The sequence below is a fragment of the Microcoleus sp. SVA1B4 genome, assembly GCF_036700545.1.
Classification (GTDB): Bacteria; Cyanobacteriota; Cyanobacteriia; order Cyanobacteriales; family Microcoleaceae; genus Microcoleus.
On the sequence record NZ_JAUBPB010000039.1, the window covers coordinates 35,090 to 47,700 of the forward strand.

A 12,611-nucleotide genomic window follows, 5' to 3' on the forward strand; every position below is an offset into this window, starting at 1 on the left:
CAAGGCTTTGCCCGATCGTTAGCCGCCCTCTGACAACCTGCCATCCACTATGCCGTTCTACCACCCGCCCTTTTACTCCTCAGCCTTAGAACAAGCGATAGATCGCTACCCCCTCACTGCCGGGCCAGAAACTTCCTTAGCAGTGGCGATCGCGCTGATGAGTCAGTTGCAAAACAGTTGTCCCCTAGTCAAAACACCTGTACCCTCAGACCGGGGGGCGATGACCGAAACATCCGCGCCGGAAAAGGTGCGGGCCCGCTGCGTGTTCGTCGTCCAGAACCAGCAGACTATTACCACAGGCAACTTATCCGACAACCCCAGCCGCGGACTGTTAATCGGCATATTAACTCCCGCCGACCTAGTGAGGCTGATAGCTTCTGGCACAATAGACAGCCAGCACAAAGTAGCCCTGCACAAAATACCAATTTCCGAAGTGATGTCCCCGGTGTCGGTCTCCCTCACAGAATCCGACGACCAAGACGTGTTTACCGCCTTATCCTTATTTCGCCAGCACAAGATTCGCTATTTGCCGATCGTCAATCAATTTCGCCACTTGGTAGGAGTGCTGACACGGGAAAGAATTCGCCAAGTATTGCAGCCTTCAAACATTCTTAAATTGCGGCGGGTAGCAGAATTAATGACTACGCCAATTACAGCGCCTCACACTGCCTCGCTGCTGAGCATAACCGAACTGATGTCAGAGCATCAAGTCAGTTGCGTAGTGATTACAAAAAACAAAGAATTAACAATGGAGAAACCCAAAGATGACTATACCTCCATTTTTCACTATTCCTTTCACCAACCCCTGGGAATTATTACCGAATATGACATTGTGCAGGCACAGTTTCTTGAACTAAATTTCAAGCAAACCCCAGGTCAAAAAATCATGAGAACTCCCCTGCAATTTCTTCAACCCTCCGATTCCCTATGGACGGCGCACAAAGAAATGCAGCAGCAACAAGTGCAGCGGTTAGTCGTGTGCGGGGGGCGCGGAGAACTGTTGGGCATTATTACTCAGACCAGCTTGCTCAGAGTCCTCGACCCCACGGAAATGTATCGAGTTGTCAAACAGTTGCAGCAGTCGGTTTATCAATTGCAAGCCGAAAAAGTGGAACTGTTGCAAAGCCGCAACGCCAAACTGGAACAGCAGGTGCGGGAACGGACGGCAAAACTCCACGAACAATTGCAGCGCGATCGGCTGTTAACTCACATTTCCTTGCGGATTCACCAATCCTTAAACCTCGAAGAAATTCTCAACGCCAGCGTCGATGAAGTCCGCCAAGTTTTGCAAGCTGACCGAGTAGCCATCCTGCATTTAGAGTCGAGCAATTACGGCATTGTAGTGGCAGAATCAGTTGCCGAAAATGGGCCTTCAATCTTAGGAGAAATCCTGCCCGATAATATTTGGCAAGAATCTGCTTCGGTGATAGAACAGGAAATTTATGCCGTCCCCGACATCGACCAAGCCCGTTTGAGTGCCGAAAAATATGCCTGGTTCCACCAAGCGCAAATCAAAGCTTATTTGATTGTACCAATTTTGCAAGACGGCAATTTGTGGGGGATGATGTGTGTTCATCAGTGTTCCCAATCCCGTCAGTGGCAGCCTTCGGAAGTGGATTTGCTGCTGCAACTGGCAACTCAAATCGCGATCGCCATTCAGCAAGCCCAACTCTATCAGCAAGTCCAAAATCTCAACACCGACCTCGAACGCCAAGTCCAAGAACGCACCGCAGAATTGCAGCAAAAAGTTCACGAACTCCAGCATTTAAATGTCCTTAAAGATGAATTTCTCAGCACAGTTTCTCACGAACTGCGGACGCCTTTAGCTAATATAAAAATGGCTATTCATATGTTGAGAATTTCTCCCACGCTAGATCGACGCCAGATTTATCTAGAAATTTTAGAAACAGAATGTACTAGAGAAACAGACTTGATTAATGCTTTGCTAGATTTGCAGCGGCTCGAAGCTGCAACTTGTCCGATCGACCTCGAACCAGTAAACTTAGAACTCTGGCTGCCTACTATTATCGACCCGTTTTACACCCGGGCCCACGACCGCCACCAGGATTTGCGAGTAGAGTGCGATCGTCACCTCCCCACGATCAGTTCCAACCGCGCTAGTTTGGGACGAATTTTAGCCGAACTCCTCAACAATGCCTGCAAATATACTGCCAATGGCGGCGAAATTTTTCTGAAAGTTGAGTGCAAAAACGGAGAGGGGGAACAAGGAGAACAAAGGACAAATTCGCGACAAGCAAGTGCTGTGGCTTCAGAAATCCAATTTACACTCAGCAATCAATCGTCCATCTCAATAGAGGAATTGCCTCGAATCTTTGAGAAATTTTATCGAGTTCCCAACGCAGATCCTTGGAAACAAGGAGGTACAGGTTTGGGTTTAGCTTTGGTTCAAAAACTTGTGGAACAGTTGCAGGGAAAAATTGAGGTTGAAAGCAGCAATGGCTGGACTAATTTTATCGTTACATTTCCTACCAACCCCGATGGAAATTAGTCCGCACTCAGTCAATTTGAGATTTGAGATTTGAGATTTGAGATTTGAGATTTTAGACTTGGGCCTAAGAGGTTGGGCGAGCGCGAGCTTCAAGTCGCGCTCAGTCCAAGGATTTTTGATTTTCGATTTACTCCACAGACGAATCTGGGAGATTGAACAAGAATCTAAAATTTTGGGAGTTCCATGACCACGAATTTCAAATGTGGTATCCGCCACGTGATTTATCCGTGGAATCAATCCCAAATCGAAAATCAAAAATCCTCAAGAAAGAGCATTTATCTCGCGCAAGTCAATCTAAAATCTAAAATCTAAAATCTAAAATCGATTGACTCATGTCGAGGGCTGGTATCCTTTTTTTGGGGGTCTTTTTTGTTGGGTTTCACTCTTTTTTGGGAGCTAGTTTGCGGATACGAGACGGTGCTGGTGTCAAATTCAAATATTCACTTTTATCTTCAACAACTGATGCTCTCGATGCTGGATACTTCTTGCGTTTAGGGGCATGATTCGCAACTGTGCCCAAGCATGGTATGCCAAAATTTTCTAATTGACTGAAAACTTTTTTGACTACAGAAAAGGGAACCTGGCGAATTGCTACAACCATCAGTATGCCATCGGTGCGCGCTGCTAAAAAATTCGTATCTTTACTGTCAGCGAGCGGCGGCGTATCGTAGATAACTAAGTCAAATTTTGCCTGAAGTTCTTCCATTAAATACTGCATCTGAGATGATGCCAGCCGTCTGGCAGTACCAGGATTCGGGATACCAGCAGTTAATACAAAAAGATTATCTGCTAGATGCGATCGTTGGATAATTTCATTGGGTTCGTTTTTATGGTCTAGCAAGTTGCTCAATCCCTTGACATTAGGCACTTCCAACAGCAAGTGCAGGCTGGGGGAATGCAAATTCGCGTCTACTAACAGCACTCGCTGACCCGCCAGCGCTGCCACGTGAGCTAAGTTTAAAGCAACGGTAGATTTGCCTTCGCCAACTGTAGCCGAACCAATTGCCACAGAGCTAATCGTTCGATTTGAAGAAAGAAAGCGGATATTAGTATAAAGAGAGTCAAAAGCTTCTATAAATTCCGCAGCAATTTTCTTATTACCCTCTTTTCCTTCAATATAAGCATAGGCATTAGCAATAGAAGGCGGCAATTTTCTAGCATTTTTGTCCAGAGGAATTGCTCCCAATAAAGGCACATCAACCGCATCTTTCACGTCATCAGCACAGTAGAAAATATTGCGGATTTTTTCAATGAGGATAGCAGCTCCCAGACCCAAAACTAGCGCTCCAACAACTGCCATCACTAATTTGTTTTTAGCTTTCGATGGAACTGGCATCAGGTTGCCCTTCTCATCTAGCGGTATCCGTGGTTCAGAAATTATTTCCCAAGGTACTTGGCTTTGAGCTGCTTGGACGCGCAGAGTTTCCCGCTGGCTTAGAAGTTGATCGCGGGTGCGGGCGGCTACTTCTAATTGCTGTTGCAGTTCGTTGTAGCGGCGGGCTATGGTGGGAAATTCTGTTGCTTGCCTGTTTAAATTGTTTTTAGTTTGGCTGATTGCCTGACGGCGAGCTTCTAAGACCTCAACTTGGTTAGCAGTATCAACCAATTGTTTAATCAAGCCTATGCGAATAGAATTTTGAAAATTCTGAACTTTAGAATTGGCTTGGGTACCGACTAAATTTTGCCCCAAAATTCTATCAGTTTGCTGGTTGAGCAAAGCTACTAAATTTGCCCGCTTGCGCTCTAAAGCTTCCACTATAGGGTTAGCAGATTTAAAACGAGCTGTTTCTACAGCAATCTGACCTTCTACTTCCTTAACCTTGGTCAGCAACTCTTTATATTGAGGTTCTTCGCTTAAAGCTGAAGCAGCAATAGCTTCATTTGGTGTAAAATCTAATTGTTTTTGCAAGTTAGCGTACAGCGTTTTCTGTTCTTGCAGTAGCCTTTGAGTTTCTAACTCTAAAGTTTCTACGGCACGAACTTGCTGGATTAATTGCGCGCCTTGTTCTTGAGGATTGGTAATCTGTTGCTCCTGCTGTATCACCTGTAACTCCGATTTCAGGTCGTTTACGCGCTTATTGAGTCCCGGAAGCTGGTCTTCAATAAATTTAACACCTTCACCAATCCGAGTCTTGCGTTCATCAAGACTGTACTTTAAATATTTCTTTTTAGTTTCTTGTAAAACGAACTCAACAAATTCAGGCTCATTCCCCATGAAGCGAACTTCCAAAATTTTAGTCATCGTCATCTGATCTTCTCCGAGCCGCAAAACGACTAATTCTTTTTGAAGCATTTTCTCAGTGAATTTTGGATATCGTTTTTGGACTTGTTTAACAATAGCTGACAGCATCTGAGGACTCTGGAGAATTTGAAGTTGAGTTGCGTAGTCCAAACTAAAAAAATCTCTACTAGGTACTCCTCCCCCCTCGCTGCGATTGGCTAGGGCAGAGGGGTCAGCAATTCTTGCCTCCGTTGTCACGGGTTCCACTAGCATCCGAAAATCGCCTTGATATGTTTTCTTGGCTCCCTTGATCTGATAAACAACTCCGCCGACTACTAGACCTATAATCCCAATAATGATTAGGGCTTTTCGCTGAACAGTCCTCAACAACGGCTTTACATTCAATCCTTTCTGAGGCTGCGCGCTTAAATCTTCTCCCTCGTCAACGGAAAATTGCTGCACCTGTCGGCTCTGGTTGCTAATGGGTACGATATGAGCGTCCTGTTCTCTTTCCATGTTGACCTCTTTGATATTTTGTGGGTAAAATCAGCTTTCTTCTGCGAGCCTTCAGGTTGATACTTTGAGCATTGGCTTAAGGATATCACACGAAATTATTGGTTGGTCGATCCCACTTCCTTCTAATAGTTCTCACTACTTTCACATAGTATACAAAAATCACTAAATCCTTATGCTATGCCGGCGGTAAAAGTTCTTTTACAACTGCTGGAGAGTTAGATCAGACTGCATTTGGCTCGGCTGCGTTGTGCTTGTATTTAGGGTTTCCGGGCGACGAAGCCAACTTTTTCAGGTGTTGCTCAGCTTCGCGACAGCGGGTTCCATAACTTTACCAAACTTTTACAATTGACCGTAACACCTCAGCCGCCGCTTGCGCTGGTATTGGTTTGTCCTCTATGCCATTTTTCGGTTCGGAGTCAACGACAAAAGCACTTGTTAACTTACGCGCTAACTGAGCGGCTAAAAAGTGTTGCATTTCCCCTGTAGATATAATTAGCCACATTCGGCAGATTTTTGGGAACGGCAACTAATCGAATCAATTTCCGAAAAAAATCTGTTTCTTCTTTTAATTATAAACTTTTTGAGGAGTTAGATGAATGATTAAGTGTATATACTTATTTTACCGTGGTAATTATATCGCAAACTCATTTCGATAGTGCGCGAGCGACATAAAATTTAATAATTTGTGTTCTCAAGCTCGATCGACATTTAGAACAACTCAAGCATTCGGGGTTTTTCTACTGGGGCGGATGGCGCGGCGCGATTTATGTATTTTCGTAAAAAAAACTAGGTTTCTGCGTTCCGGGGCTATTACTAAAACTATCGCTTTTATTCGCCCTCCGAGCAAGCTATAGCAATCCTTTCAGGAAACGCGCAACGTTTTTTTTAAATTAACCGATGCCATAAGAAGATGACACATTGTTCAAGAAAAAAATAGTTTGCATAGGATGGGAGGATTGCTATTAATATCGCCCGGATTAGCTATCGGTAGTTGTTATTTTTCGATTTTACGAATTACCAACTATTGGTTATTAGCGCTTACTGATTTTGTGCTTTTCTTTCTCGCAGCTTCAACAATATTTCTGCATGAACTTCGCGGGTTATGGGATAAAAGTATGTGAGAATCATCCCAGCAATTAAAGCAATTGTGGGGAGCGGCCCGATCGCAACTCGAATCGCAAACAGTGCAGACTCTGGCTGTACGGGTGCAGGCTGTCCCGGAACTGTAGATAGAAATCCAGCTCCTTCTAATGCTTGACCTACCAACCACAAACCCCCTGCTAATCCGATTTTTTGCAGCAGTACCATAAACGAATAGAAAACCCCTTCGCGTCTTTCTCCTGTTTGCAGTTCGTCGAGTTCGATCACATCCGGTATCATCGACCAAGGTATTAGATAAGCCGTGGAAACTCCGATACCTGCCATGACTGCTAATATGTACATTTGCAATACTTGTCCTGGTTGCAGGAAAAACAGTCCAGCTTGGGCAATAATCCACAAACTCATGCCCATAAAATATACGGCTTTTTTGCCGTATCTCTCGCTGACTTTACTCCAAACAAATAGCATGATTAATGCAGTGCCTTGAACGGCGATCGCCACCAAGCTAAAAACGTACTGTGGCTGTTGCATCCAGTTAACAACAAAGTAGGGAATAATAGTAGCCGTCAACTGCACTCCCAGCCAAGAAAAAAGATAAATTCCAATGACGTACAAAAAAGGGCGATTGCTAAATGCAATCTGCAACTGTTCTTTCAGTGGCAAGGATGTAGAATTATCGAGTTCGGCGTTTTCTAATAGTTGGGCTGCGACGTGCTTGCGAGTTCCCAAAACGCACCAGTACAAAGGCAAGACAGAGATAACTGCACAGATTGCACCTAATACTAAATATTGTTGATTCGGGTCTTTTTCAAATACACGAAAGATAATTAGAGCTAAGATTAATGAAAAGATGCTGCCGCCAATGGAGAAAGCAAACCGAAAACTATTAAGGCTAGTGCGTTCGTTGTAGTCTTGAGTAAGTTCTGGAGTCAGGGCAGTGTAGGGAAGATTGACAGCCGTGTAGGCGGTGTTGAACAAAATACTGATTGCAACATAGTACCAAAATAACACTGTGTGATCCGTGCTAGGTACAATCCACTGCAATAAGAAGAATATGCCGAAGGGAATGCCACCATATATTATCCAAGGATATCGGCGGCCCCAAGGATGAGAAGTGCGATCGCTCAAAACCCCCACAATCGGGTCATTTATAGCATCCCAAATCTTGCCAACTACCAAAATATTACTGGCTAAGCCGGCAGGTAAACCAGCAACATTGGTAAAGAAAACTAGGAGGTAAAATGCCAAAACATTAGCGGTAATTGCCGGGCCGAGGTCGCCGGCACCGTAAGCTAATTTTGTTGAGAGGCTGAGTTTTTGTGTTTTGGGGTTGTCGGCTGCAGGTCGAAGCCCGGAAGTGTTGCTCATAAACTTTGATGTCGAGATTTTTTGGCAGTCACAGTCTTTCCAGTAGGAGTATAACTCGCGCTACGCCCTAATACTAAGTTTTTTGTAGCGATCGGGATTATTCTGAAGAATTGGTAATTGGTAATGGGTAATTGATAGATTTGTAGGGGCGGGTTCACCAACAATAATCGCCCCAAAAAAAACAATTTCAAAAACCCGCCCCACCCAACAAACAAGCCAAATGTACGTTTAGATTTACGGTGGGGTGGGGGCGGGTTTATATGAATTGTCGGTCATTGTTATGTATGGTTTGTGAACCCGCCCCTACAACGTTGTGGTAATTCGAGCGATATCAATATACACAATACCCGTAGATACCGTAGCAGCTACGCACCATACAAGGGGATGGTTTTAGCCGAAATATCGATCCGTAGCTAAAGATATCGATAAACCCGCCGCCCACAGACTTAAGGAAACAGTTGCGAAATCTGAACTTCTATTTCTGGAAAGGCCGGCATTGACAAAACATCATCTTCATTAAATACTGTTTCTTGTTGGTAGTTTGCCTCGCCCGGTTCGCGAAAAACATAGACTTGCCGCGTGTTAACATCAAGTATCCAATAATCACTAATTCCCGCCTTAGCATAAGCCGGTGCTTTCCGCTGGCGGTCTGTTTCTAAAGTCGTATCAGCTATTTCTATTAATAAGAAAATATTGTCTGGTGCGGGATGAAAATCTTGGTACAGCCGAGGGTCGATTTGCACTACAGCAATATCGGGTTCTGGTTCTGAATTATAACTTAGAGCGATCGGGTCTTGAATGCGAATTAAAGCAAGTCCTGCCAGCAGATTTCTCAGATAGTCGGCTGCACAGAGATTAGTTGCTGCGTGGGGAGGATTTTTTGCACTGCTTGAAATAATTTGCCCGTCAATTAATTCGACTCGTTCATCGGGATTGAGAATGCCAGTTTCGGTCATGCGGCGGTATTCGGCTACAGTCCACAAGCGTACATCTGTTACAGTCATGGCACAATTTCCTTTGGCGATATTATCTATTATCGATGCACATTCTAGTTTTGTATTAAATTGCTAGGTCAGCAATCTAGATTTAGCTGTAATTGCTCCCACACACCACAAAATAGCATTGACAATTTCCGAGCGCTGAATATCTTCTGCGTCTAAAAAACTTGCAAACTCTTCCTCAATATTCAAATGATCTGCAAAATCATAAAGTATGCGCTTGTATTCAGTGGGCATCGGTATTAAAGTAGCTTTCACTAAATCGAAAAGCGCGTTCAAACAGTTGAGGATAGTAGCTGACTCGTCAAAATCTTCGGCATCGAGCAAGTATAGCGTTTCTGCAATGTCGCAAATAGCGTCTATTTGTGTGGGTGGCTTTCCCAGTTTGCTGACATCGATATTGCACAATTGGAGAGCGTTAATCGCTAGTTCTGGACGGGTAAAAAATACAAGTTGACCGCCGGCTACTAAGGGCGGCTCTTGTTCTCCATAGACAATTAGAGTATATAGATTTGGTATTTCGGTGCCAGGGTCGATCCGCAAACCAAACAGCCACAACAATTTTTCTGTATTTGGGTTTGCTGTTTGCAGTGTTGTTGGGAAAATATTTGGTTCTGACATTAATTTTTAATCCCTATAATACGCTCTTAAACTCGGTTTCTACGCAAATTTTTTGTATTTTAGGACTTACGCCATCATTCCAGGTATGGGGGCAACCACGGGGGGTTTGCCCCTACAAAACACTATATATTGAGGCGGTGCGTAAGTCCTGTCTTTGTGAGAAATCTAGAGATAAACCGGGTTTATAAGGCAAAAGTGCGTAATTTTTTTCCTATAAATTTTGCTGGATTATGGCGTAGCATTCGGCAACACTTGCTCTTTTTTCCATGGCTGCTACTAGGGCTTCGTAAGCTGATTTGTGGCTTTCGATCAGGTTTTTTGCTCGCAGCAAACCCCAGTTTTGTTTGAGTTGAATTTCGGAAATTGGACGGCGCAGTTGTGTTAAAATTGCACTAATTTTGGTGCGGTCTTCTGCTCCTCCTTGTGCGCTGCCGTAAACAAATTTTTCGGCGACTATTCCGGCCATCCACACGGTACAATATTGGTCTAAAAGTTGGGCGGAAAGAGTGCCACTTTGGAGTTGAGATGCTAATTGCTCGTCTTCAAATCGGACGCCGCCTTGGGCTGTTTGACCTTGTTTAAATGCTTCCCAAGCGTTGAGGGCGTAGCTGGTTACGGGAATTCCCAACAGGTGCGCGACTAGGAAGTGTCCGGCTTCGTGGTGAAGGATACGATCGCGCTTTTGTTTGGAAGTTCCTCCCAACCAATCTAATAAAATAGTACCGCCTTGACCTTGCCACTGGAAACTGTCGAGGGTGGCTAGCCCCAACAGGCAAAAAGTGGCGATCGCAGGTACGGCTTCTGGCAAGTTGAATAGGGGGCCCAACAATATTGAAACGGTGATGGCAAAGATAGAAATAGCGATAATATTCAAAGAAGTGTCTTTCATAATCGGGAATTGGTAACTGGGAATTGCTAATGGGGAATTTGTAATAGGGAATTGGTAATGGGAATTGGTTTTAGAGGTAAACTCAGGTACGATCGCGCGATCGGTTTGGCAGCGTCGGGTCGATCGCAGCAGCCGGGACTTCCGACAAAAACACCACCTTCCAGTTTGACTGAAAATTGTCCCTCCGAAGCCACCGATATTAAAAAGATATTAAAATAAATCAAAGTCCAGTAAAAGTGTTAGTGGAATCCTTCATGTCAGTTTTGGCAGCGATCGCAGTTTTAGGTATCTTGATTGTCGTTCACGAACTCGGCCACTTCTTGGCGGCGAGACTTCAACACATCCATGTCAACCGCTTCTCCATCGGTTTTGGACCCATCCTCTGGAAGTACCAAGGCCCGGAAACTGAATACGCCCTCCGCGCCTTTCCCCTGGGAGGTTTCGTGGGTTTCCCGGACGACGATCCCGACAGTACAATTCCCCCAAATGACCCGAATTTGCTCAAAAATCGCCCCGTGCTCGATCGGGCGATCGTCATTAGTGCAGGGGTAATTGCCAACTTAATTTTTGCTTATTTCCTGCTGGTGGTGCAATTGAGCACTGTCGGCGCTGCAGAAATGAACTACCTACCGGGAGTTAAAGTCCCGGAAGTCGCTGCGGAAGTCAGTTCGGCCGCGAAACAAGCCGGAATTCGATCGGGCGACGTTGTTCTGTCTGTTGACGGCAAGGAATTGGGCGCTTCCGGCGAAGCAGTCAAATTATTGGTCGCAGCAATCCAAGATCATCCCAACCAACCCCTAGCGTTGGAAATTCAGCGCCAAGAACAAAAATTTGTGGTGACAGTAACTCCTGAAGAGTCGCCCGACGGCAAAGGTCGCATTGGCGTGCAACTAACTTCTAACGGCACTGTGGTGCGGCAGAGGGCCGGATTTGTAGAGGCGTTTAGCAAGGCCGCCAAAGAATTTGAGCGGATTGTGGTGCTGACGGTTCAAGGTTTCGGGCAGTTACTTAGCAATTTCAGCCAGACTGCCGACAAGTTGTCCGGGCCTGTGGCGATTGTGGCGATTGGTGCAGGGATTGCCAAATCGGATGCTGCGAGTTTGTTTCAGTATGCGGTGCTAATTAGCATCAATTTGGCTGTGATTAATATCTTGCCTTTACCTGCTTTGGACGGCGGTCAGCTAGCTTTTCTGTTAATAGAAGGACTGCGGGGCAAGCCTCTGCCGAACCGCATTCAGGAAAATGTCATGCAGACTGGTTTGGTGTTGTTGCTGGGTTTGGGAGTTTTCTTGATTATTCGCGATACAGCTAATTTGGCTGGGTTCGATTTGCGAAATTTCATGCAATAGTAAATGAAGGAAGGAGGAAGAATTATGTCTAGTTTTCCTTTTTCCTATTTTCCTATTTTTCCATCTTCTTTTTTTCCTACGCAAGCGAGGTAGATCATCGGGTTCTGGGTTCCCCGGTCGTGCCGGGGAAGCAGTTAAAAACAAATAACAAATGACTAATGACTAATGACTAATGACTACTGACTAATGACTAAAAAGTTAAGTTTAAAACAACGATCGCTCGAAATTCTGATTCGCCTCAAACGCCTCTATCCAGAAGCTCCTTGCACTCTCAACTACGAAACTCCCGTGCAGTTGCTGGTGGCGACGATTCTCTCGGCTCAGTGTACGGACGATCGAGTAAATCTGGTAACGCCGGCTTTGTTTGAGCGTTTTCCCGATGCGGTGGCTTTGGCAAATGCTGATTTAGAAGAACTCGAAAGTCTGGTGCGATCGACTGGTTTCTACCGGAATAAGTCTAAAAATATTAAAGGTGCTTGTCAGGCGATCGTCAATAAATTTAACAATCAAGTGCCGCAGCGGATGGAACTGCTGCTAGAATTGCCCGGAGTTGCCCGCAAAACGGCTAATGTCGTTCTCGCTCACGCTTTTGGTATTAATATGGGGGTGACGGTAGACACTCACGTCAAACGTTTGAGTCAGCGGTTGGGATTGACCGAACATACCGATCCTATAAGGATCGAGCGGGATTTGATGATATTGTTACCGCAGCCGGATTGGGAAAATTGGTCGATTCGGTTGGTTTATCACGGCAGGGCAGTTTGTAATGCGAGAAATCCGGCTTGCAATATTTGCGAACTTGCAGATTTGTGTCCTTCTGCTAATAGTTAGGTCTTCCACCAATGTTAACTACAGGCAAGATGCCTGTACCACAAAAAAATTGAGTTATTGCAGATTTTTACCCTTCTGCTAATAATTAGGTGTTGCACAAATGCTAAGTACAGGCAAGATGCCTGTACCACAAAAATGTAGAGTTATTGTGGAACAGGCATCTTGCCTGTTGCTAAAAATGTAGAGTTATTGTGGAACAGGCATCTTG

At 44.9% G+C, this 12,611-nt stretch carries 10 protein-coding genes; 4 read left to right on the forward strand and 6 right to left on the reverse strand.

Translation table 11 applies throughout. The features are described 5' to 3' along the window. The first annotated feature begins 49 nt into the window (after window positions 1-49). Entirely contained in the window at window positions 50-2,509 is a 2,460-nt protein-coding gene (locus tag QT987_RS18155) for a CBS domain-containing protein (protein ID WP_333242483.1), read from the forward strand. Window positions 2,510-2,888: 379 nt separating this feature from the next. On the opposite strand, the gene QT987_RS18160 is transcribed toward QT987_RS18155, so the two are convergent. The 6 genes from QT987_RS18160 to QT987_RS18185 form a co-directional block, all read right to left on the reverse strand. After that, window positions 2,889-5,246 carry a polysaccharide biosynthesis tyrosine autokinase gene (locus tag QT987_RS18160; protein ID WP_333242486.1) on the reverse strand — a complete coding sequence of 786 codons (2,358 nt, stop codon included), beginning with the start codon at window positions 5,244-5,246 and terminating at the stop codon, window positions 2,889-2,891. A 328-nt stretch (window positions 5,247-5,574) separates the two neighbouring features. Beyond that, window positions 5,575-5,748: a hypothetical protein gene (locus QT987_RS18165; protein WP_333242489.1), complete on the reverse strand. Its 174-nt coding sequence runs from the start codon at window positions 5,746-5,748 to the stop codon at window positions 5,575-5,577. Window positions 5,749-6,284: 536 nt separating this feature from the next. Beyond that, complete coding sequence (locus QT987_RS18170) at window positions 6,285-7,715, reverse strand: MFS transporter (protein WP_333242492.1); 1,431 nt, start codon at window positions 7,713-7,715, stop codon at window positions 6,285-6,287. A 446-nt stretch (window positions 7,716-8,161) separates the two neighbouring features. Then, complete coding sequence (locus tag QT987_RS18175) at window positions 8,162-8,719, reverse strand: Uma2 family endonuclease (RefSeq protein ID WP_333242495.1); 558 nt, start codon at window positions 8,717-8,719, stop codon at window positions 8,162-8,164. 63 nt (window positions 8,720-8,782) lie between these two features. Beyond that, window positions 8,783-9,334 (reverse strand): hypothetical protein, encoded by a 552-nt coding sequence (locus QT987_RS18180; RefSeq protein WP_333242497.1) that lies wholly within the window; start codon window positions 9,332-9,334, stop codon window positions 8,783-8,785. Window positions 9,335-9,545: 211 nt separating this feature from the next. Continuing rightward, window positions 9,546-10,223 (reverse strand): ATP-dependent Zn protease, encoded by a 678-nt coding sequence (locus tag QT987_RS18185; RefSeq protein ID WP_333242500.1) that lies wholly within the window; start codon window positions 10,221-10,223, stop codon window positions 9,546-9,548. A 57-nt stretch (window positions 10,224-10,280) separates the two neighbouring features. On the opposite strand from QT987_RS18185, the gene QT987_RS18190 reads away from it, so the two are divergent. The 3 genes from QT987_RS18190 (at window position 10,281) to nth (ending at window position 12,403) form a co-directional block, all read left to right on the forward strand. Continuing rightward, entirely contained in the window at window positions 10,281-10,442 is a 162-nt protein-coding gene (locus tag QT987_RS18190; protein WP_333105714.1) for a hypothetical protein, read from the forward strand. A gap of 35 nt (window positions 10,443-10,477) precedes the next feature. Beyond that, on the forward strand, window positions 10,478-11,572 hold the full coding sequence (gene rseP, locus QT987_RS18195) for an RIP metalloprotease RseP (RefSeq protein WP_333242503.1): 1,095 nt from the start codon (window positions 10,478-10,480) through the stop codon (window positions 11,570-11,572). A gap of 186 nt (window positions 11,573-11,758) precedes the next feature. Further along, complete coding sequence (gene nth / locus QT987_RS18200) at window positions 11,759-12,403, forward strand: endonuclease III (protein ID WP_333242506.1); 645 nt, start codon at window positions 11,759-11,761, stop codon at window positions 12,401-12,403. Window positions 12,404-12,611 lie beyond the last annotated feature (208 nt).